The following is a 19837-nucleotide window of genomic DNA, read 5'->3' as shown; positions in this document are numbered from 1 at the left end:
GCCCAATACTCCCACCATGTGCGCTCATCAGGATTGAGGCGGAACGTCCCGCGCCGGATGCGGTGAACGTGACGGAGCCAAGCCCACTTGCCGGACACGAGACGCACCGGACGCCATGCGAACCAAAGGTCACTCATGGTTTTGGTCCTCCGCTTCGATGGCCCTGAGCAGGGGGTGCCGACGCCACTCAAACAGACAGTCGCCGCGCTCTTTCAGCGCCTCAGCGATCAGGTCATATGCCTGACCGAAGCGGCCATCCTTCCAGCCGCCAGTTTCGCCCTCGTAGAGGTGGCGAGCGGGGATTTTGTCGTTGGTGGCGCTCATGGCACCACCCGCAACTGAGCCTGCGCCCGCATCGCCTTGACCTGCAAAGCCGGCGGCACATAAGGCACGTAGACCCCAGCCCGCGAAATGCGCTCAACCTGCTCGACCAGCGTATCGACCTGCGAGAGGTGGCCATTCTTGCCGAAATATCCGCAGATGTGTGCGCCATCGGTCTGCACCCGAACGGTCAGCGAACGGTAAAGCCGCCGATTGCGCACCAGCTCATCACGAACCGCGCTGAAGGTGAATGGCCCGCAGCGGTGGCGATTGGCCTCCAGCATGGCGATGGCGGCGTCTATGCGCATGACCGTCGTGTTGATGAGAGCCGTTGCGCGGATGGTCGCATCGGCGTGGTATTCCGCGCTTGTTGGGGCGTCGAAGCGGAGCATGTCAGGCTCCTGCCTTGGCGATTGCGGCGTCATAGACGGCGATGAACGAACAGGCCGGGCACTCGACCAAGTCGAGAAACGCATCACCGGTCAAAGGTCCGGTCGCATAGCAATCATCGGGGGCGTGATGATCGCCTATTGCGCGCCTTGCCTTGTGGATCACATTCAGGAGGCGACTATTGCTTTCGCGTTCAACCTCTAACTGCTGGCGGGTTAAAGCCGCCTCGCGCTCAGCCACATCAATGCGGCTCGCAATGTTGAAGGCAACATTGTCCTTGAGATTGTCCTGCGTCGTGTCGAGCAGCCCGGCGTAAATATCGTCAGCAGCCCTCTTGAGCAGCGGCTGAACCGCCTTTTCGATGGCGTCGGCGACGTCGGACGCCACATCTTCCCACGGCTGATTTATGATGCGTTCATGCTTCAAATCGGTGGACATAAGATCCTCCTGAAACTGAGTTCATCCGCGCGGGCGCTCTGACCGCCCGTCTGGGGAAATCAGGCTGCGGCAGCTTCAATGGCGGCGTTGATGGCTTCGATCTCGCTCTTGGCGTCGATCAGCGCAGTGGTTTCCCGCGACTTCAGAAGTTCGACAGCCTCTGCCAGCAGCTCGTTGCGCTTGCGGATGATCACTGACAGAAGCGCAGAATTGAGGCAGGCCGGACTGTCCCAGTAATTCTTGCCACCTTCAGTATATTGGCCAGCAATCGTCAGCTTGATCGAACAATGAGCATGCGAAAGTTGCAGCGTGTCGGTGCCACGGCCGCGCGCGCCGATATGGGCCATCCACTCACTCGCCTGCGCCGTGTCGCGCTGTGCCTTCTGAAACTCGGCAAACTTGGCGATGCCTAAAGACATTTGTTTCCTCCATCCAAGCAGCACTGCTGCTGTGCGCCGGGTGTGGCCGGCTGATGGGGATGGATATACCGTTATGGTATTCTACGTGTCAATACCGTTTTGGTATTTTTCTTCGTGGCCAAGTTTTCCACAGATTTCTTGGCTCAGCAGGATTGATCTATGTTCCCGTATTGTTCCATCTTCGGATCAGCGATTCGGGAGTGAGGCGGATGGGTTATTGGTATCGCGCGGTTTGCTTTGATCGTCCGCTTGGGCCTTGGAGGCGCGCACGAAAGGAGGCCCAGGAAGACCTCCTTGACCACGGCTTAGGTGAGCGCACTGAATGGGGGTCGTTCTATATCACCGTGCCGGGCGATATTCAGACGCGCCACTTCATCGACGCGCGGCGCGTGGCTTAGTGCCTGCGGATGCTAGTGACGACGCGACCGATCACTTTGAAGCCGCCCTGCCCCAGCGGGATTTCCTGATGCTCTGGATTGCTTGAGCAAGGAACGAGGCGCGCGGGGTTGTCCAGATATTGCTTGAAGGTCGTTTCGCCTTCCTCATTCAGGACGACATAAAGCTTTTCAGGAAAGAGCGCGGTATCGTTGGGATTCACGATCACGGTTGTGCCAGGCATGACATGGAGATCCATTGAATCGCCAACGACCCGCAGGCCGAAGCTATCCTTCGGCGCGTCGGACTTCGACACATCGACAAACCCGGTCGCCCGCTGAATTGCCTCTCTCCAATTTCCCGCCTGCACAGCGCCTATGACAGGCACCTTCACGACCGTCTCAGCGTCGTCAGGAACCTCATAAGCCACGTCACCGCCGAATAATTGAGCGACCGTGACGCCAAGGGCAATAGCTAGTTTTTCGAGGTCCGCGTGCTTTGGTTCGCGGTTGCCGCTTTCCCAGCGCTGGATGGTCGCCTGCTGGACGCCAACGCGCTCTCCGAGCTGAGCCTGTCCCAGTCCGAGACGTTCACGGTAGCGCTTCAGATTCGCGGTAAATTCCATTCGGGCGTTTTCGCGCTCCGTCTCGCTGCATGGAATATCCATAACGGTATAATGCGCATTGACTGGAAATACCGTTTCGGTATACTCGCTGTTCATGAGCTACAGAGACGCACTGGCCGCCTTCCTCTCGAAGGAAGAAAACACCGAAAGCGCGCTCGCCGCCAAGGTCGGACGCACCCAAGCAGCGATCAACCGATACAGGCGCGGCGTGCGCTTCCCGGATGCTGATACGGCCCGCTCTATCGAAGAGCAGACCGGCGGCGCGGTGCCTTTCTCTGTCTGGCAGACGGAGTTTCTCGCGCGGTCGGGGATCGCAGCATGACCCTCCCCGACCTCCAGCGCCTCGGTCAGGAGTTTGACGGCGGATGCTGCCATAAGCGCATCGCCGAGCAGCAGGCGAACCGCTTGGCCGACATGGCGCGCTCCGGCCCCACCGATATCCCCGCCTGCAAAGCCTGTGGCTGCATCCTTTGCGATCATCCCGATCTGGTCGCTGCCGGCCTCTCTCCGTTGGAGGGCGATTAAATGGCTGACGATTGGCAGGTTGGTGACTTGGCGCTGTGCGTGGATGCAAATGGCACGCCGAAGGATTTTGGAGAATGGCGAGAATGCAAGCCTGACGCCCTTGCTGGCTTGGTTGCCGGGCGCATCTACGAGGTTCTTGCCATCGTTGCTGCAAAGTACGGCGCGAAGCATATTGGATTGAAAGTCGGCCCCGGAATAGGCGGTATTTCCACACGCTTCCGCAAAATCCGCCCTCTGACCGACGAAGAGCGGGACAGCTTCATGGCTGACTTGCGTCTCCCGCAGATCGTAGAGGCCTAAATGACCCACACGCTCAACAACGCGGGTGGCTGCGTCTCCGATCGTTTCCCAGGCGCAAAGTTGGTCCGATACGTCCACGGCGTTCGCACCTGGCGTCAACGCCCGATCGCGCACCTGTTCGCAAACCATCGCACCGTCGCTGAGGTCGATGCTGGCCAGCTTGTCAGCCGCTCCAACACGCAATTCATCCCCATAGCCGCCGCCCCTAGCGCCGGTGAAGGCGGGCGTCCTGCCATGGTCGCTGGTGGTTCGCTCGCCAATGTTTCCGATCAAATCCATGCTGCAACCGCTAACGGAAAGGCAGTCCACCATCATGCGTGACAGAAACGAGATTGTGCGCGAGCGCCAGTCTGCCATCCGCCGCGAACTGGATCGCCGGGGCATCGCCCTCAAGGTCGTCGCGATGGATGCTGAGATCAGCTATTCGTCCATCACCAGCTACTTCCCGCAGCCCGGCGGCGATCGTCCTGCGATGATCCCTATGGGCGTCGTCTATGCGCTGGCGGAAAGCCGGGCCATCCCCGACGACCTCCTGTCGCTGTTGCTGCCTGCCGGGTGCATGATCGTCCGCGCGCCGGAAGATGTGGATCATGACGAGCTGGAAACCGCCTGTCGCGAGTATCTGGCTGCCAAGGGCAAGGCGCATCAGGTGGATTCGCCTGCCGGTCGCGAAATCAGCGAGTGCGAGGACAATGTGCTGGATCTGCATGCGGCTCGGCTGCGGGCAGTGGCGGCATGACAAGGCCATACGCAGACTTCCTCGCCAGCAAAGCGATCAGCGATCCATGCACTGGCATGGTAGATGTTCCGGCCCTGCCCGACTGCCTGTTTCCACACCAGCGCGATATCGTCGCATGGGCACTGCGCCGTGGCCGCGCTGCCCTGTTCGCGGGAACCGGGCTGGGCAAGAGCCTTATGGAATTGGCGTGGGCGCAGGCCGTATCGCGCTTCACCGGCAAACCGGTGCTGCATCTGGCTCCGCTGGCAGTGTCCGCCCAGATGGTTCGTGAAGCTGAGAAATTTGGCATTGCCGCGCACATGGGTGACGGCGAAGGCATCTGCATCACCAACTATCAGCGGCTCGACCACTTTGACCTTTCCTGCTTCGGCGCGATCATCCTCGATGAGAGCAGCATCCTCAAATCGACGGACGGTCACTACCGAAACCGGCTTATCGAAGCTTCGCAAGCGATCCCGTTCCGGCTGGCTGCGACCGCGACGCCGGCACCCAATGATTTCATGGAGCTGGGCAACCATGCCGAGTTCTTGGGCATCATGTCCTATACTGACATGCTCGCTACATTCTTCGTCCACGACGGCGGATCGACACAGAACTGGCGGCTGAAAGGTCATGCCGAAAACGAGTTCTGGCGCTGGATGGCTTCGTGGGCGGTGATGCTGCGCAAGCCGAGCGACCTAGGCTATGACAATGCAGGATACGACCTGCCGCCGCTGCACTATCATCAGCACATCGTGGGCGTCGAGTACGCTCCGTCGATCGAAACCGGCATGCTGTTTCCGATGCAGGCAACCACGCTGGCAGAGCGCATCGCAGCCCGCCGCGGCACAGTTGGCGAGCGAGTCGCTATGGCGATCGACGTCACGCCGACCGATCGCCCGTTCGTCTGGTGGTGCAACCTCAACGCCGAGAGTGAAGCGATCACCAAGGCGATACCCGATGCTGTCGAGGTTCGCGGATCGGATGACCCGGACACCAAAGAGCGCAAGCTGATCGACTTTAGCGAGGGCCGTATCCGTGTTCTCGTAACCAAGCCCTCCATCTGCGGCTTCGGCATGAACTGGCAGCACTGTGCTGATACCGGTTTCGTCGGCCTAAACGACAGCTTCGAGCAGTTCTACCAGGCAATCCGCCGCTTCTGGCGCTTCGGCCAATCCAAACCGGTCAACTGCCACATCATCGCCGCCGAAACCGAGGGCGCCACGGTCGCCAATATCCGCCGCAAGGAAATGGACGCTGATCGCATGGCCGCCGCGATGGTCATGCACATGGCCGACCTATCCAGTAGCGCGATCAAGGGCAGTGTCCGCGACAAGCCGAATTACGACCCGCGCCAGCCGGTCATTCTCCCTGCATTTCTGGAGCAAGCTGCATGACGATCAACGCCGTCGACCAGGTCATCACCAATGACTATGCCATCTACCAGGGGGATAGCTGCGAGGTCATCCGCGCCATCCCCGGCGATAGCATCGGCTTTGGCATCCATTCCCCGCCATTCGAAGGCCTGTACAAATTCAGCAACTTCGATCGCGATATCAGCAACAATGATGGCCCCGCTTTCTGGGAGCATTACGCCTTCCTGATTTCCGAATTGCTGCGCGTCACCAAGCCCGGCCGCCTGCACAGCGTGCATGTGATGCAGCTGCCAATGTCTAAGATCCGTCACGGCAATATTGGCATGCGGGACTTTCGCGGGGAGGTCATCCGGGCCTACGAGGATGCCGGCTGGATCTTCCATAGTGAGGTCTGCATCTGGAAAGACCCCGTCGTCGCCCAGCAGCGTACCAAGTCGATCCGGCTTCTGCACAAGCAGATCGTTAAGGACAGCACGATCAGCGGACAAGGTCTGGCCGACTACATCGTCACATTCCGCAAGCCTGGCGAAAACGCAGAACCGGTTGCCGGTTGCTTCGACAGCTACAGCGGCACAGATGAGCCTGATCGTTCGAAGTTCACCACTCCGACCGATGGCCGGAACTGGTATTCGATCGAGGTATGGCAGCGCTACGCATCGCCCGTCTGGATGGACATAAATCAGTCGCGCACCCTCCAGTATCGCGGCGGCCGGGATGAGAAAGATGAGCAGCATATCTCGCCGCTGCAACTGGACGTCATCGAACGCTGCATCGACCTGTGGAGCAATCCCGGCGACACCGTCCTGACACCGTTTCTGGGCATCGGCAGTGAAGTCTATTGCGCTGCTCGTATGGGCCGCAAAGGCATCGGCATCGAGTTGAAGCCGTCATATTTCGCTCAGGCTGTCCGCAATCTGGAAGCTATGGACCGTGACGCTCCGGGCCTGTTCGCGGAGGCCGCCGCATGAAACCCATGACGCAAGAGCAGGCCATGGCCGAGGCGGGGAGAAAGGCGAGGCGGGGCCTGTGTAACGCCGACCTCAAGATTGTCGCGGCCCGTCAGGAGTTCGACGCGCTCGATAGCCTGTCGCGCACCCGCGCTTTGACCGAGCCGGAAAGCATCGCCTTGGAGCGCGCGCAGAACCGGGTTGCGAAGTGGGAGGGGCGGGTACGACCGAACTTCACCTCCGCCGCCACATGGCGATCAACCCGCACAAATTCGACCTTGAGCATAGCCGCTGGGCTGCGCCGTTGCGCGCGGCCGCTGCTGCCAACTTCCCGGCTGATCGGGATCAGGTCGGACGCTTCACCAACAAAGGGACTGCATGATGAGCGACAATATCGCAGCGGACGTTCTGCGCCAGCATATCGAGGCGATCGAGCGCCTGGAATCCGAGAAGGATGGGATCGGAGACGACATCAAGGACCGGTACGCCGCGCTGAAATCCGAAGGCTTTGATGTGAAGGCCTGCCGGAAGCTGGTCGCTATGCGCAAAAAGCGCGCCGACGAGCGGACGCAGGAAGAGGCGGTGCTTGCCACCTATGCCGCCGCGCTGGGCATGCAGCTTGGGTTTGATATCTGACCATGCCCGCGTTCTTTCCTTGGCAAGCCACTGGCAAAACGAAGCACAGCGTCGCCGTAAAGACGTCGTGCGCCCATGGCCATGAGCACGACAGCAAGCGCGAGGCAAAGCGTTGCGCCCAACTGCACATGCTCGCCAAGGCGGGGGCGATATCGGACATCGTGTCTCAGCCCTTCTATCCGTTCGGCACCGCCAAGATGTCGAACGGCCATCGCGCCGGCGTGACGCTGGACTTCTCCTATCGGGAGAACGGCGCCGCGATCGTGGAAGATGTGAAGGGCCGCAGCAAGAAGGCGGATTCCCGCGACTGGCCGCTGCGCAAGGCGATGTTCGCCTATTTCTATCCTGAGATCCAGTTGCGGGAGGTTCGCGCGCTGTGAGCGGCTACATCCTCATGCATCGTGGGTGGCAGGATAACCCGATTTTCGACCGTGAGGAATACTCGCGGCGCGATGCGTGGGCGTGGCTGATCGAGAGCGCGTCGTGGAAGCCGAGCCGGGTCCGCGTGAAGGGCGACATGATCGACCTCCAGCGTGGCGAACTGTGCTTTGCCCAGCGCTTCCTTGCCGAGAAATGGGGCTGGTCTAAGAGCCGGGTGGACCGCTTTTTGAAGGCGCTTTGCTCCGAAGGCATGATTACCGTGCGAACCAAAAACGGGGCAACAGCGGACCATGCGGCGGGGCAAGGTCAGAGCATCATAACCATATGTAATTACGACAAATATCAGGCGCCTGAAACAAGCGAGCGGGGCAACGTCGAACCGCAAAGCGGGGCAACACCGGGGCAACAGCGGACCAAAGAAGAAGAAGGGAAAGAATATACTTCGGTATCTAAAGATACCTCAGTTGTACCTCTCCCGCGCGCAAAGCCTGATCCATTCCCTTGCCCGGATGATGTTGATCCGGTGGATTGGGACGGCCTGAAAGCCAATCGCAAAGCCAAGCGCGCCCCGCTCACTGACGGCGCGTACCGGCAGATCATCACGAAACTGGACCGCTGGAAACAGGACGGGTGGCCCCCCGGCCCGATCGTCGCGTGCGCCGTGGAGCGCGGATGGACGACGGTTTTCGAGACGGACGAAATGAAGGGACAGGCACATGGGAATGATCGGCAAAGAGGCAATCACCGCCCTGCACAGCATCAGCCACGAGTTGATGGTTTCACCGCTGCACTCCGAGCGGTCGCTTCAGGACAAGCCGGATATCCGTCTGCCGGAAACGATTGAGGAGGCGCGGGCGCTGAAGGAATGGGCGAACGCTCAGACCGACACCGTGCCGGCCGCCAGCATCAGCCAGCTTGCCCGCCATTTGGAATATCTCGCCGTCACCCTGCCCCGCCAGACCGCAGACGATGAGAGCGGTGAGAAGCGCACGGCGGTCTATGCCCGGATGCTGGGCAGCTATTCGAATGACGCGCTGGCGTTCATGTCGCGCCGGGCCTGCGAGACGCTGAACTGGTTCCCGACGCCCAAGCAATGCCTGGATATTCTGGCGACCTATCGCGCGCCGGCCAGCGAGAAGGATCAGGCGCTGACCCTGTGCCACCGTTTCTGGCAGGGCAGGTTCGAGGATTTCATCGCACTGCTCAAGCGCGGCGAGGCCAGTCAGGACGATGTTGACGTTGTGCCGTGCCAGTGGCGCGCCATCGCCATGGAACAGGGCTATCTCCGCTGGATCGGCGAGGAAGAGCGCTACGTCATCCGCCGGCCTGTGATTGCTGAGGCTGCGCAATGATCCCTCCCCGCATCCGAGAGCTTAGTTGCCTTTGCACCGCCCGCGAGCGCGACGAGGGGCAGGCGCGGCCGAGGAAGTGCTGGGCGTGTGGGCGCAACACCATGGGCCGGTTCAGCATGACCAACATCGCGCAATCTTACTGGAGGATGATGGGGTGAGTGGGATCGAGCATATCGACAAGTACCAGATGTCCGAGCTGATCGGAGTGCCGCCGCGCGCGATATGCCGCTGGCTGCGCGCCAAGGTGCCGATCCCGCATATCGGTGCCGGGCATCAGGTGATGTTTCCGAAGGTCGAGGCAATCGCATGGATGGTTGAGCATGTGCCGCTGGTTCGGCCGCGACTGGCAGAACGGGGGTTGGTGTGACCGAGATCAGCGACCATGCTGTGCTGCGATATCTGGAGCGGGTCAAGGGCGTCGACATCGCCGCGATCCGCGCTGAGATGGATTGCCCGGCACTGGCGACTGCGGATGAGTTTGGTTGCCCGGTTGTGATCGGCAAGCATGGGGAGCGCATGGTGATACGCGGCGGTATCGTCGTCACGGTGATTGCTAAGGGGCCGTATGTTGGAAGGACTATTTCGCGATGACGCGGGCGGTTAAACAAACGGACAAAAACACGATCGGAAAAGGCAAGGCTGGTCCTGGCCGACCCAAGGGCGTGCCGAACAAAACCACCACGATCGTCAAGGATGCGATCTTGAAGGCTCTCGATGAGGCTGACCCCAAGGGGGCTGTGGCCTATCTCAAGCGACAGGCCAACGAGAATCCGGCGGCATTCATGACGTTGGTCGGCAAGGTGCTACCTCTGCAGGTCGAGCATTCGAATCCTGACGGCACTATGAAGCCCACCGAAATCGTCTTTCTCGCTCCCCAGGTGACCGATGCGAGCGACGATTGAGGAACTGCCCAAACTAACCGCGAATTTCGCCCGCCCTGCCCGCACCCGCGTGTTCAAAGGGGGGCGCGGCAGTGGCAAGACCCGAGGCCTTGCCAAGCGCTCTGCCCTGCGCATTTACCAACTCGCGGAAATGGGCGTAGAAGGCGTATTCCTAGCATCGCGCGAACACCTCAACAGCCTTGATGAAAGCTCCATGGAGGAGATTAAGGCGTCGATCCGCAGCGAGCCATGGCTGGCCGATTATTTCGACATCGGCGAAAAGTATATCCGCACCAAGAACCGGCGCATCAGCTACGCCTTCGCCGGCCTGCGCCACAACCTCGATAGCATCAAGTCCAAGGCTCGGATCATTGGCAACTGGACCGACGAGGCCGAAAGCGTTTCGGAGATCGCGTGGCGCAAACTGATCCCGACGCTGCGCGAGGAAGGGCCTGGCTGGCACGTCGAGAACTGGATCAGCTACAACCCGGAAAGCCCCGATAGCGCCACCCACAAGCGCTTCGTGCTGAACCGGCCTGACGACTGCATCGTCACCGACATCAATTGGTCAGATAATCCGTGGTTCCCGCGCGTGCTAGACAAGGAGCGCCGGGACGACCAGCGCAAGAGGCCCGAGACTTACGAGCATGTCTGGAACGGCGCCTTCCTGACCATGACCGACGCCCAAATCTTCAACGGCAAGTTCGTGGTGGACGATTTCGAGCCTGATGAGGAATGGGATGGGCCATATCACGGCGGCGACTTTGGGTTCAGCCAAGACCCGGCGGCGGCGGTGCGGTGCTGGATCGGCCATGACCCCTATGCGCGCGACGGGATGGGGCCAGAAGGCTATGGCGATAACTGCCTGTGGATCGAATATGAGGCTGGCAAGATCGCGCTGGAACTGGACGATTATGCCACGTTCATCGGCGACAGAATTCCGGATTTTGCCAAATATGTAGCCAGGTGGGATAGCGCCCAGCCCGGCATGATCAGCCACATCAAGCGCCATGGGCTGTCACGGACTGAGGCGGTAGAGAAATGGCCCGGTAGCGTTGAGGACGGGATTGCCTTCATCCGCAACTTCGATCGGGTCATTATCCATAGCCGCTGCACGGAGACGGCGCGCGAGCATCGGCTCTACAGCTACAAGGTCGATCCGCGCTCTCAGGACGTGCTTCCGATCGTGGTCGACAAGCACAACCACTACATCGATGCGATCCGCTACTCCTTGGCACCGATGATCAAGGCAAGCCTTAAAACGGGATGGGTTCTCACGCGGTAAGATTGTTGCTCATGCAATGGCAATATCGTAATGATGTTGCATGGTCGGGAAATCTTCAATCATCGCGAACGCAGCGGGGTTTGCCCGCGATCGGTTGGCACGCGCCTTCCCATGGTTCTATGGGGCAAGCACCAAGCACCATTTTGCGCGAGATTATGGCTGGCCGGAGGAGTTGTCTTTCCAGCAGCTCTACGATCTATACTGCCGGTATTCGCTGGCCACGGCCGCCGTTGACAAGACGATTGCCAAGACTTGGCAGACGATGCCTGAGCTGTGGGAGAGCGAGAAGCCGGGCAAGAGCGCGGCCGAGGCGGTGATCGCCAAGCACTTCGCCAAGCGGAAAATCTGGCGATCGCTGATGGACGCAGATCGCCGCAGCATGGTTGGTAGTTATGCCGGCGCTATCATCCTCCTGCGCGACGGCAAGCAGTTGTTTGAGCCTGTCGATCGTGTGCCGCGTGGTATCGAGAGCCTGGCTGGCATCATCCCAGCATGGGAGGGTCAGCTTACCCCGCTCGAATATGATCAGGACCAGACCAGCGAAACGTACGGCGATCCGCTGTATTTCCAATATGACGAGCAGGCTATTGGCGACCCTCAGGCAGTCGGGAAAAGTCAGGTCCGCATCCATCGCGACCGGATCCTGATCTGGTCCGATGATGGCACGATCAATTGCCGGTCGGCGCTGGAGCCGGGCTTCAACGACGTTTCGGACGCGGCCAAGATCAAGGGGGCCGGCGCGGAAGGATTTTGGAAGTCCGCGCGCGGCGCGCCGATCATCGAGGCCCCTACCGGCGTTTCCCCCGAGGATGTGCGCAACGGCCTTGGCGCGGCATCAAACGCGGACGCGATCGACAAGCTCAACGATCAGGTTGACCAGTTCCAGGCGGGTTTCGACAAGGCGCTGATGCTTGGGTCATTCAGCGCAAAGCCGCTGACCATCACCCTACCACAACCTAAAGAATTCTGGGAAACGGCTGTTCAGTCATTCGCCGCGTCCGTTTCGATGCCGGTCAAGATACTCATCGGCAACGTAACCGGCGAACGCGCCAGCACCGAAGATGCCGCCGAGTGGGCGCAGACCAACATGTCGCGCCGCACCAACCGTGTCATTCCCCTGCTGGATGACTTGGTTGGCCGCCTCGTCCGCTGGGGGGCGCTTGATAGCAAGCCATGGACTATTGGTTGGACCAGTCTCCTTGAGTCCTCCCCCGACGACAAGCTGGCCCGCGCCGAGAAGATGGCAAACATCAACAGACAGCAGGGGAATGAGCCTGTGTTCCTGCCTGACGAGATACGCGAGGAAGCCGGATACCAGCCCGGGGATGAAGTCGAGGGCTTTGCCGAATGGCAGCGCGAGCGGGAAGCCCAGCGCCAGCAGCAGGCCGAGGACGGCCAGACAGAAACCATGCCTCAAGAGGTGCAGAAATGAGCCGTCAAGTCCGCGTCAACGTCTCCACGCTGGTCAACGCCAGCAAGATCCGCCGCGAGAAGCGTGACGGTCGCGATGTCGTGATCGTGCCCAGCGCCACGCTGCCCGACAATGTAGTGATGAACGGCATCCGCTATCCCGCCGAGGTGATCGCCGCCAGCTTCCACACGCTGGAGGGCACCTTGGCGCCGCTCGGCCATCCCAAAATCGGCAACAACTTCGTCTCGGCTAAGTCGCCCGAGGGCCTCGCGCGCGGCTATATCGGCGCCCACAACGAGAACGTGCGTCGCGAGGGCGGCCGCGTCTGGCTCGACAAGGTAATCGATGTGACGGTGGCAAACCAGTCGCCCGGCGGCAAGGCGGTATTAGATGCAATCGAGCAGGAGAAGCCGATCCACACCAGCACTGGCCTGCTGGCCACGCTCAAGCCTCTGACTAACGCTGAGGACGGCGCCAAATTCGAGGCCGAGACGATGCTGTTCGACCAGGACGCGATCCTCTTGGATGAACCGGGCGCAGCGACACCGGAACAGGGTGTCGGCCTCTTCGTCAACGCATCTGGCGAGGAAATCGAGGTCATCAATTGCTCCATCGCGGAAGACATCGACCGTGACATGGGGTGGGCGATTGAAAGTATGTTTCGCCAAGTTGAAAGAAAAGAACGTCTAGGCTTGCTTGAACAGGCCAAAAATTATATCACCAAGCTGTTGCAGGGCGACCCGACGCCCGAAGCTACCACGGGCACCGCCCTCAACAGTGACGAGGAATCGATGGACAAGGCGCAGTTTGATGCACTGTCGGGGGAGGTGAAGACGCTGTCCGATACCGTCGCCGGCATCCCCGACACGATCGCAACCGCCGTGGCGAACGCGCTCAAGCCGTTCACCGACGCGCAGGCTGCTCGCGATGCTGCCGACAAGGCGAAGGCGGAAGGCGAGCATACTGCGCTGGTCAATCAGGCGGTGGAAGCTGGCCTGCTGACCGAGGAACTGGCCAAGGCATCGCCCGCGCCGGTGCTGACCGCTCTGCTGGCCAATGCTGCCGCACCCAAGGCGGCCTTCCGCGTCAATGGCGCCTTCAAGCCGCAGGGTGAAAAGCCCGGCTTCACCGCGCCGAAGGGGGAGTAAAGCACCATGGCACGCTATAACAAGATTTTCGCTGGGCCGGTCGATTACAGCAAGCCGCAGGTGCAGGAGCGTATCTGCGCCGCTGCCATCCTGCCCGGCACTGCCCTGATCGAGAGCGGCGCGAACTTTGCGCAGGCCGGCGCTGCCGCCGCAACCAAGGTCTACATCGCCCAAGACAATTATCTGGCGCAGAAGGGCGTTGATGACGCCTGGCCGGCGAACGATCGGATCGTCGGCATGGAGCCGTTGGACGAACTGTTCTTTAACGTGCGTGTCCCAACCGCCACCAACGTCGCGCGCGGCGCGAACCTGACCACCAATGCGGCGGGCAAGTTCGTGGTCGCGACCACCGGCCAGCGAGTCATCATGATCGCGGAAGAGGCCTACAACAACACCTCCGGGGCTGACCAGTTGGTCCGCGCGCGCAAGGCGCAGCCCGGCATCGTCGTTCCTTAAGGGGGTCGCACCAATGCGCTATTTCGATCAGCAGCTCATCGCCAACAACCCCCGCCAGCATGGCGTGTGGTGGGACGACGTAACCGCCGACCGCGAGTTCTTTCATCAGACCGAAGAAGGCCATGCCATGATCGGCAACGCCGCGTCGGTTCTTCCGCGCGACGCCTGGCTGGACATGGACAACATCACCCGTCGCGTCATGCGCGCTGACGAAGGTGAGGCGTGGATGCGCTACCTGATGCCGCTGGCCAAGCCGGTGAACATCGGCAAGCTGGTGCATCTGAACCGCGTTTCGTCCGACGCCGGCAGCGTGGTCCGCAGCATGTCGGGTCAGGTTCCGGTTCCGATGGACAAGGTGGTCTATGACTATCGCGGCACGGTCGTTCCGATGTTCCACACGGCCTACGGGCGTGAGTGGCGCGAATGGAACAGCCTCCAGTCGGAGAATTTCGACGCGCTGGCCGACGACCAGGAAGCGCATACCGCGAAGATCCGCCGCGACATGGCGCTCTATGTGCTGAACGGCGACACCTCGATCGTGTTTCAGGGATACCAGGGCTATGGCATCCGCAATCATCCTCTCTCGAAGTCGATCAACATCGGCGCGAGCGGCAACAACATCGATCTGCGCACCGCGACCGCCGACGCTCTCGATGCGTTCTTCACCGGCCCGTTCGGCGCCGTTCTGGATGCGAACTACATCACGCAGGGCGTGGTGCTGTTCATTTCGCCGGAAATCGCGCGGGGCTGGGACAAGACCTATTCGGGCAGCGCTGGCTTCAAGGCCGGCACCATCATGGACTTCCTCAAGACCAATCGCCGCATCGCCGCGATCGAGGTTTCTTACGAGCTTTCGGGCAACGAGTTCTTCTGGTTCGTCCCGAGCGCCGAATATATCCGCCCGCTCATCGGCATGGCGGTGGCCACGACGGCGATCCCCCGCGATCGCCCGCGCGCCAACTATCAGTTCGATGTCTGCGGCGCCCTCGGCCTCGAAATCCGGGCCGACTACAACAACCGCAGCGGTGTAGGCTATTCGGTCAGCACCTAAGCGGCCGATTATGTGATCCAGTAAGGGGCGGGCCGTCAAAAGCCCGCCCTTTTTCGTCAAGGAGAAGGCGCGATGAAGATCCGTATCACGACCGGGGGCATTTTCGGCCTCCCGCTAAGCGAAGAGAACCCCAACGGTGAATATCCGATCGGTCATGAGATCGACCTAGGCGACAATGAGCCGCCGGCAGGATGGGCGGGCCGCTATGAGATTGTTGGAAAGGCGCCGAAGGACGCCGAGTTCGTCACCGGCGAGGCCGAAGATGGCAAGCCTGCGCGTCGCGCGCGTCCGAGTAACTGACCATGAAGCGCCTCGGACAAATCTTCGCGCTTACCCTGGCGCTCTTGTCAGCGCCCGTTCTGGCGCAGGTCACCGCGCCCACCTATTCCACGGCAACGGGCAACACGCTGAATGCTCAAGGCGTCGTCATCCTCAATCCCGATGGCAGCGCTGCGGGTGGGGCTGGCTCATCCGCCCCCCAAACGCAGGGCAATGCCGCCGCTGGAACTGCTGACAGCGGCAATCCGGTAAAGATTGGCGGGGTCTACAACTCCACCTTCCCAACCTACACCACCGGCCAGCGTTCCGATATCCAGACCACGGCGCGCGGCCTCCCGATCGTCGCGCTCGGCAATAATGGCGGCTCGCTGGTCGGCATCGCCACCCCCGTCGATGGCCAGGCTGCGACCGACGCTCTGGCAATTCGCGGCCTCGGTCAGGTTTTCAACGGCACGACGTGGGACCGCATGCGCGGCGATACGACCGGTCAATATGTCGTCAGCAAGGGCGGCGGATCGCTGGCTACGGGGCAGGTTTCGGTTGGCACTTCTGCGACCCTAATCGCGGCGGCGCGCGCGGGGCGCCAGAAGATCGGCGTGACGGTCACGACCGCCGTACAATGCGCGTTCGGGAATCCTGGCGTGACCCTGTCGACGGGCTGGCCTCTCGCTGCCGTGGCCTATGCGTCCGATAGCTGGGACACGGCTGCGGCCCTGTATGGCGTGTGCGCTTCCGCCGCGACGACGGTCGCTTTCCGTGAGCAATATTGAGGTGCCACCATGCGCTATCTGCTGTTCGCTGCTGCTCTTGTAGCCAACCCGGTTCTTGCACAGGTTGCCTATCCCCCGGCTGATGTGTCGGGGCTGGCGACCAAGGCAGAGGTGACGGCGGCTGTCCCTCCCGCCTGCCCCGTAGCGCCCTCTGGCGACACGCTGAACGGATCGATCGGCACCGGCGTCAACTGCACGCCCAAGCAGGACAGCACGCGCCCGACATCGGTTCAGGCCGGCAACACGACGCTGTTGGCGAACTGCACCTTCTCGGTCACCCTCGCGCGCGCCTTCACCAGCTCGTCGCCCTTTGCCTATGCGGCGGTGGTCGATACGGCGAACAACCAGATGCCGTGCAAGGTGCAGACGCGTTCGGCCACGGCATTTACGGGTATCTGCAACGCGGCTCAGAACACGGTCCTGTCGCTGTCTGTCGTGACGACGGGCCTGACTGTGCTGCCATTCGGAACCACCTGCACCGCCGGCACGCCGGTCATGTGGGTTGCTCGGGAGCCAACGCAATAATGGCTGCTTACGGGACAGACGACGGCTTCACCGCATGGCTTGCCGAACAGGGCTATTCGCTGCCGAGCGGCGCGCCTGCGGCCTCCGTGCTGCGCGCCCGTGGTAGCTCCTATGTCGATGGCTATGAGGCCTTTTGGACGGGGCAGCGCGCAGCCGGGGCCATGCAGGAATTGGGCTGGCCCCGCACAGGCGCGCGCCTCAACTGCATCATGGCCATTGCCGATGATGTGATTCCTCCGTCCGTGGTCAACGCCTCATATCGTGCTGCATGGCTGGAAGGCACGACATCCGGCATCCTGACCGGCGCGACTGCGGCCCCTGGCAAGCGGATCAAGCGCCAGCGTGTCGAGGGCGCGGTGGAACGCGAATTCTTCGATGACGGCAAGCGAGAGGTTGGCGCAGGGCCAACGTTCATAGACAGCATCATCGATGGCGCGATGCAGCAGTTCATATGCAACAAGGGTGGCGCCTTCATGTGGACGCTGGGCGGCTGCTGATGGACGACTTTTACGACGAAATGGCGCAGATGACGCGCGAAATGCTCGCCCCGACCAGCGAGGACGGCCTTGGGCAAGGCTCGCTCGTTCTTGCCCGCTACCTGTCTGCTATGCCGGAGCCGAACGCATGGTCGGCGCCCACCCCTCCGATCAGGCGCATATATCCACTGGACGGGGCGGTGCGCGGCGTTGGCAAGGATCTGGTCGACACGCCGATCGAGAATGGCGGCAAGATCGTAGCCACGGACCTGATCGCCATCGTCGCCCCTCCTGACGACGGATTCAATGCCAATGCCTATGAGCCGACCGATGTCATAGAGGTCGATGGCGTTGCTGTAACTGTCCTGTCGGTGAAAAACATCCCCGCAGCCGGCAAGGTATGCGCCATCCAATTCCTGTTGCGCCGATGAGCGACGACCTATCCGAACTGATCGACCAGCTTGAGCCAGTGCTGGCGGCTGCATTCATCGCGGCCATCATTCTGCTGCGCAATGGCATCAACTATTCCGCCCTGCTGATCGCCCTGCGCGATGGCGATATCGAGGCCGCCATTGACGCCCTGAACATCGATCGCGGCGTGTTCAGCACATACGCACTGGAGCGCCAGGCAGGCTATGCCAAGGCCGGCGCCATCGTGTCAGAAGCGCTCACCAAGGATCGGGTTGCGTTCTTTCGGCGCGAAGGCCGTGAGCCGTCCATTCGGTCGCCTAACCTGTTCCCCGCCCCTTCCGGCCCGGCTGTTCCGCCTCGCGTTCCTCCACCATCGCTTTCGCTGGACGGCCCGGAGCCGACGAACATCGTCTTTCGGTTCGACATGACCAACCCGCGTGCAGAGGCCAAGATCCGGCTTGAAGCGGCCAGCAGGATCGCGGGCTATGTCGATGAGCAGATGGAAACGGCGCGCAAGGTCATTGGCGACGGGTTCCAGCGTGGCGAAGGTCCGCAGACGATCGCCACCGCCATTGCCGGCAAGGTGAACCCGATCAGCGGGCGGCGCGAGGGCGGGATAATTGGGCTGTCCGATCCCCAGGTCGGCTATGTCGATTCCATGCGCTCCCGCCTCCTATCCGGCGACCCTGACGAAATGCTCAAGGTGCTGGGCCGCTTCAAGGATGGGAAATGGGTCGAAGGCACCGGCATGACGCTGCGCGATCGGCGCTTTGACCGGTCCATTCAGAAGGCCATCCGTGACGTTGCCGCCGGCAAGGAGAACCCGCTGAGCGCCGACAAGATTGAGGAAATGGTCGCGAAGTATAGCGACCGGCTGTTGGCGAAGCGTGCCGATGACATCGCCCGTACCGAAACAGCGCAGGGCGTGATGGCTGCGCGCGCAGAGGGAACGAAGCAGGCGCTCGACAAGAGCAACCTCAACGACGACGCTGTGACGAAGACATGGCGTCACCTTGGCGGCCTGCACCATGCGCGGGACTGGCATCTGGCAATGAACAACAAGACTGCGGCGGGTCTGGAAGCTGTGTTCTTCCTGCCTGATGGGTCTGTCATGCTCCACAGTCATGATCCGCAGGGTGGGGCAAAGAACAACGTCGCGTGCCGGTGCGACACGACATTTGATATTGATTGGGCCGCTGGCCTGTAGAAGGAGAATGACCATGGCTTGCAAGGATTGCGAAGAAAAGCGGAAGCGCCTGCGGGATGCGATCATGCACGGTCGCATGGCTGAAGCGCTGGACGTGACCGTGGAAGGCCTGCGGGTCATGATCGGCATCGATGCCGCTGCGGATCACCGCAAGGATGCCGTCGATACTGCCAAGCCTGCGAAGCCCACCAAGGCCGAGTAAATGGCTGGCTGGCAAGGCGTCGATCCTGCGAAATGGGCGGCCGACCTGTCCAAGGCAGGATTGACCGCCTTGCTGCGCAACAGTGTGCAGGCGCTGGCGAATGAGGCGGGCAACACCATCCCGAATGGTGGCAGTGTGCCGGTCAAGACAGGCAATCTAGCGCGCTCGGTGGTGATTGATACCAAGCCGCCCCAGATCATCGATGTACTGGCTACACAGAAGGATTTCAGCCTTGGCGTGGCCGACATAAAGCCCGGCGATACCGTCTATATCGGATGGCAAGCCGCCTATTCGCGCCGCCTGAATTACGGTTTTGCTGGCGAGGACAGCCTGGGCCGCACTTACAACCAGAGCGGCTACGGCTTCGCTGAGGCGACCGCTGCGAAGTGGCCGCAGATCGTGCAGGACCAGGCCATGAAGATGAAGGGCCAATAATGGCAACCATCCCCTCAATCGAAACGTCCGACTGGCTGGCCTTGAAAGCCCGCGTCGACACGCTTGTGACCGATCCGCGCATGAAGTGCCATGAGCCAGGTGAGATCGTGACGCCCGACAAGGATAATTTCGGCCCCAAGCCCTTCATCCTGCTATCCGACGTGACGAACGCCCCAGATCGCGGCGGCCGGATTGATCCCGCGCTGCATGAGCGCAGTGGCACGCTGATGCTGACCGTCCAATGGCCCCTGTCGCGGGCCATCACGCATGCCCAGCTCAAGGAAATCGGCGGCCAGATCGCGGCGCATTTCCCTGCGGACGCCTGCATATCGTTCGGTCGATCGCGGTTGCGGGTGGCGCAGAATGCTTCGGCGCTGCCGGCCTATGTCGATGGCGCATACCGTGTACTGGTGGTTCGCGTGTTTTGGTCGAGCATGTAGCTTGAAAGAATAATTCATCACTGCGCATCATTATTGCTTATCGACACGCTTCCTTGT

Annotated in this window: 34 protein-coding genes; 28 read left to right on the top strand and 6 right to left on the bottom strand. The window is 61.3% G+C overall.

Translation table 11 applies throughout. The annotated features are described in order from the left end of the window. Positions 1–129 precede the first annotated feature (129 nt). The 5 genes from ACNHGR_RS01825 to ACNHGR_RS01805 form a co-directional block, all read right to left on the bottom strand. Entirely contained in the window at positions 130–324 is a 195-nt protein-coding gene (locus ACNHGR_RS01825; protein ID WP_475283898.1) for a hypothetical protein, read from the bottom strand. Further along, entirely contained in the window at positions 321–713 is a 393-nt protein-coding gene (locus tag ACNHGR_RS01820; RefSeq protein ID WP_475283897.1) for a hypothetical protein, read from the bottom strand. Before ACNHGR_RS01820 ends, ACNHGR_RS01825 begins: the two co-directional genes overlap by 4 nt. Position 714: 1 nt before the next feature. Further along, positions 715–1149: a hypothetical protein gene (locus ACNHGR_RS01815; protein ID WP_475283896.1), complete on the bottom strand. Its 435-nt coding sequence runs from the start codon at positions 1147–1149 to the stop codon at positions 715–717. Between the two features lie 59 nt (positions 1150–1208). Beyond that, positions 1209–1568 (bottom strand): hypothetical protein, encoded by a 360-nt coding sequence (locus tag ACNHGR_RS01810; protein ID WP_475283895.1) that lies wholly within the window; start codon positions 1566–1568, stop codon positions 1209–1211. 394 nt (positions 1569–1962) lie between these two features. Further along, a complete protein-coding gene (locus ACNHGR_RS01805) occupies positions 1963–2664 on the bottom strand; it encodes a LexA family protein (RefSeq protein ID WP_475283894.1) in 702 nt (233 codons plus the stop codon). Between ACNHGR_RS01805 and ACNHGR_RS01800 the strand changes: the two genes are divergently transcribed. Genes ACNHGR_RS01800 through ACNHGR_RS01770 form a run of 7 tightly spaced genes read left to right on the top strand, consistent with a single transcriptional unit; the run spans position 2663 to position 6455 of the window. After that, entirely contained in the window at positions 2663–2890 is a 228-nt protein-coding gene (locus ACNHGR_RS01800) for a helix-turn-helix domain-containing protein (RefSeq protein WP_475283893.1), read from the top strand. The two genes, ACNHGR_RS01805 and ACNHGR_RS01800, sit on opposite strands and share 2 nt — an antisense overlap. Next, entirely contained in the window at positions 2887–3093 is a 207-nt protein-coding gene (locus ACNHGR_RS01795) for a hypothetical protein (protein WP_475283892.1), read from the top strand. Before ACNHGR_RS01800 ends, ACNHGR_RS01795 begins: the two co-directional genes overlap by 4 nt. Further along, positions 3094–3393 (top strand): hypothetical protein, encoded by a 300-nt coding sequence (locus ACNHGR_RS01790; RefSeq protein WP_475283891.1) that lies wholly within the window; start codon positions 3094–3096, stop codon positions 3391–3393. After that, positions 3394–3714, top strand: coding sequence for a hypothetical protein (locus ACNHGR_RS01785; RefSeq protein ID WP_475283890.1), 321 nt, complete (start codon positions 3394–3396; stop codon positions 3712–3714). It begins immediately after the preceding gene. Then, positions 3707–4132 carry a hypothetical protein gene (locus tag ACNHGR_RS01780; protein WP_475283889.1) on the top strand — a complete coding sequence of 142 codons (426 nt, stop codon included), beginning with the start codon at positions 3707–3709 and terminating at the stop codon, positions 4130–4132. The genes ACNHGR_RS01785 and ACNHGR_RS01780 overlap by 8 nt, the downstream gene beginning before the upstream one ends. Positions 4133–4188: 56 nt before the next feature. Continuing rightward, positions 4189–5508 carry a DEAD/DEAH box helicase gene (locus ACNHGR_RS01775; protein WP_475283888.1) on the top strand — a complete coding sequence of 440 codons (1320 nt, stop codon included), beginning with the start codon at positions 4189–4191 and terminating at the stop codon, positions 5506–5508. Then, positions 5505–6455 (top strand): DNA-methyltransferase, encoded by a 951-nt coding sequence (locus tag ACNHGR_RS01770; protein ID WP_475283887.1) that lies wholly within the window; start codon positions 5505–5507, stop codon positions 6453–6455. Before ACNHGR_RS01775 ends, ACNHGR_RS01770 begins: the two co-directional genes overlap by 4 nt. A 91-nt stretch (positions 6456–6546) precedes the next feature. Here the strand turns inward: ACNHGR_RS01770 and ACNHGR_RS01765 are convergent, their stop codons facing one another. Next, the gene (locus ACNHGR_RS01765; protein WP_475283886.1) at positions 6547–6720 is read right to left on the bottom strand and encodes a hypothetical protein; all 174 of its coding nucleotides are present in this window, start codon (positions 6718–6720) and stop codon (positions 6547–6549) included. A 95-nt stretch (positions 6721–6815) separates the two neighbouring features. Here ACNHGR_RS01765 and ACNHGR_RS01760 point away from each other — a divergent pair, with 95 nt between their 5' ends. From ACNHGR_RS01760 to ACNHGR_RS01660, 21 genes are all read left to right on the top strand, one after another. After that, on the top strand, positions 6816–7070 hold the full coding sequence (locus ACNHGR_RS01760; protein ID WP_475283885.1) for a DUF2312 domain-containing protein: 255 nt from the start codon (positions 6816–6818) through the stop codon (positions 7068–7070). 2 nt (positions 7071–7072) lie between these two features. After that, on the top strand, positions 7073–7450 hold the full coding sequence (locus tag ACNHGR_RS01755) for a DUF1064 domain-containing protein (protein WP_475283884.1): 378 nt from the start codon (positions 7073–7075) through the stop codon (positions 7448–7450). Next, complete coding sequence (locus ACNHGR_RS01750; RefSeq protein ID WP_475283883.1) at positions 7447–8295, top strand: hypothetical protein; 849 nt, start codon at positions 7447–7449, stop codon at positions 8293–8295. The genes ACNHGR_RS01755 and ACNHGR_RS01750 overlap by 4 nt, the downstream gene beginning before the upstream one ends. Continuing rightward, positions 8225–8803 carry a hypothetical protein gene (locus tag ACNHGR_RS01745; RefSeq protein WP_475283882.1) on the top strand — a complete coding sequence of 193 codons (579 nt, stop codon included), beginning with the start codon at positions 8225–8227 and terminating at the stop codon, positions 8801–8803. Before ACNHGR_RS01750 ends, ACNHGR_RS01745 begins: the two co-directional genes overlap by 71 nt. A 154-nt stretch (positions 8804–8957) precedes the next feature. After that, positions 8958–9170, top strand: coding sequence for a hypothetical protein (locus tag ACNHGR_RS01740; protein WP_475283881.1), 213 nt, complete (start codon positions 8958–8960; stop codon positions 9168–9170). Then, on the top strand, positions 9167–9394 hold the full coding sequence (locus ACNHGR_RS01735) for a hypothetical protein (RefSeq protein WP_475283880.1): 228 nt from the start codon (positions 9167–9169) through the stop codon (positions 9392–9394). Before ACNHGR_RS01740 ends, ACNHGR_RS01735 begins: the two co-directional genes overlap by 4 nt. Next, positions 9391–9705 (top strand): hypothetical protein, encoded by a 315-nt coding sequence (locus tag ACNHGR_RS01730; RefSeq protein WP_475283879.1) that lies wholly within the window; start codon positions 9391–9393, stop codon positions 9703–9705. Before ACNHGR_RS01735 ends, ACNHGR_RS01730 begins: the two co-directional genes overlap by 4 nt. Then, a complete protein-coding gene (locus tag ACNHGR_RS01725) occupies positions 9689–10969 on the top strand; it encodes a PBSX family phage terminase large subunit (RefSeq protein WP_475283878.1) in 1281 nt (426 codons plus the stop codon). The genes ACNHGR_RS01730 and ACNHGR_RS01725 overlap by 17 nt, the downstream gene beginning before the upstream one ends. Positions 10970–11009: 40 nt before the next feature. Next, positions 11010–12401 (top strand): anti-CBASS protein Acb1 family protein, encoded by a 1392-nt coding sequence (locus tag ACNHGR_RS01720; protein WP_475283877.1) that lies wholly within the window; start codon positions 11010–11012, stop codon positions 12399–12401. Continuing rightward, complete coding sequence (locus tag ACNHGR_RS01715) at positions 12398–13528, top strand: hypothetical protein (protein WP_475283876.1); 1131 nt, start codon at positions 12398–12400, stop codon at positions 13526–13528. Before ACNHGR_RS01720 ends, ACNHGR_RS01715 begins: the two co-directional genes overlap by 4 nt. A 6-nt stretch (positions 13529–13534) precedes the next feature. After that, on the top strand, positions 13535–13984 hold the full coding sequence (locus ACNHGR_RS01710) for a hypothetical protein (RefSeq protein ID WP_475283875.1): 450 nt from the start codon (positions 13535–13537) through the stop codon (positions 13982–13984). Positions 13985–13997: 13 nt separating this feature from the next. Next, positions 13998–15035 carry a major capsid protein gene (locus ACNHGR_RS01705; protein WP_475283874.1) on the top strand — a complete coding sequence of 346 codons (1038 nt, stop codon included), beginning with the start codon at positions 13998–14000 and terminating at the stop codon, positions 15033–15035. A 72-nt stretch (positions 15036–15107) separates the two neighbouring features. After that, entirely contained in the window at positions 15108–15335 is a 228-nt protein-coding gene (locus ACNHGR_RS01700; protein WP_475283873.1) for a hypothetical protein, read from the top strand. A gap of 2 nt (positions 15336–15337) precedes the next feature. Beyond that, complete coding sequence (locus ACNHGR_RS01695) at positions 15338–16084, top strand: hypothetical protein (RefSeq protein WP_475283872.1); 747 nt, start codon at positions 15338–15340, stop codon at positions 16082–16084. 9 nt (positions 16085–16093) lie between these two features. After that, positions 16094–16609, top strand: a complete 516-nt coding sequence (locus ACNHGR_RS01690; protein ID WP_475283871.1) for a hypothetical protein — start codon at positions 16094–16096, stop codon at positions 16607–16609. After that, the gene (locus ACNHGR_RS01685) at positions 16609–17106 is read left to right on the top strand and encodes a DnaT-like ssDNA-binding protein (protein ID WP_475283870.1); all 498 of its coding nucleotides are present in this window, start codon (positions 16609–16611) and stop codon (positions 17104–17106) included. Before ACNHGR_RS01690 ends, ACNHGR_RS01685 begins: the two co-directional genes overlap by 1 nt. Beyond that, positions 17106–17516 carry a hypothetical protein gene (locus ACNHGR_RS01680; protein WP_475283869.1) on the top strand — a complete coding sequence of 137 codons (411 nt, stop codon included), beginning with the start codon at positions 17106–17108 and terminating at the stop codon, positions 17514–17516. Before ACNHGR_RS01685 ends, ACNHGR_RS01680 begins: the two co-directional genes overlap by 1 nt. After that, positions 17513–18703, top strand: coding sequence for a hypothetical protein (locus tag ACNHGR_RS01675; protein WP_475283868.1), 1191 nt, complete (start codon positions 17513–17515; stop codon positions 18701–18703). The genes ACNHGR_RS01680 and ACNHGR_RS01675 overlap by 4 nt, the downstream gene beginning before the upstream one ends. Positions 18704–18716: 13 nt before the next feature. Next, positions 18717–18905: a hypothetical protein gene (locus ACNHGR_RS01670; RefSeq protein WP_475283867.1), complete on the top strand. Its 189-nt coding sequence runs from the start codon at positions 18717–18719 to the stop codon at positions 18903–18905. After that, entirely contained in the window at positions 18906–19340 is a 435-nt protein-coding gene (locus ACNHGR_RS01665; protein WP_475283866.1) for a hypothetical protein, read from the top strand. Continuing rightward, positions 19340–19780: a phage tail terminator-like protein gene (locus ACNHGR_RS01660; RefSeq protein ID WP_475283865.1), complete on the top strand. Its 441-nt coding sequence runs from the start codon at positions 19340–19342 to the stop codon at positions 19778–19780. The genes ACNHGR_RS01665 and ACNHGR_RS01660 overlap by 1 nt, the downstream gene beginning before the upstream one ends. Positions 19781–19837: the final 57 nt, after the last annotated feature.

This window comes from Sphingobium sp. RS1 (assembly GCF_056156825.1).
The sequence above is the reverse complement of the archived record's forward strand: the minus strand, read 5'-3'. Positions and strand labels throughout refer to the sequence as shown.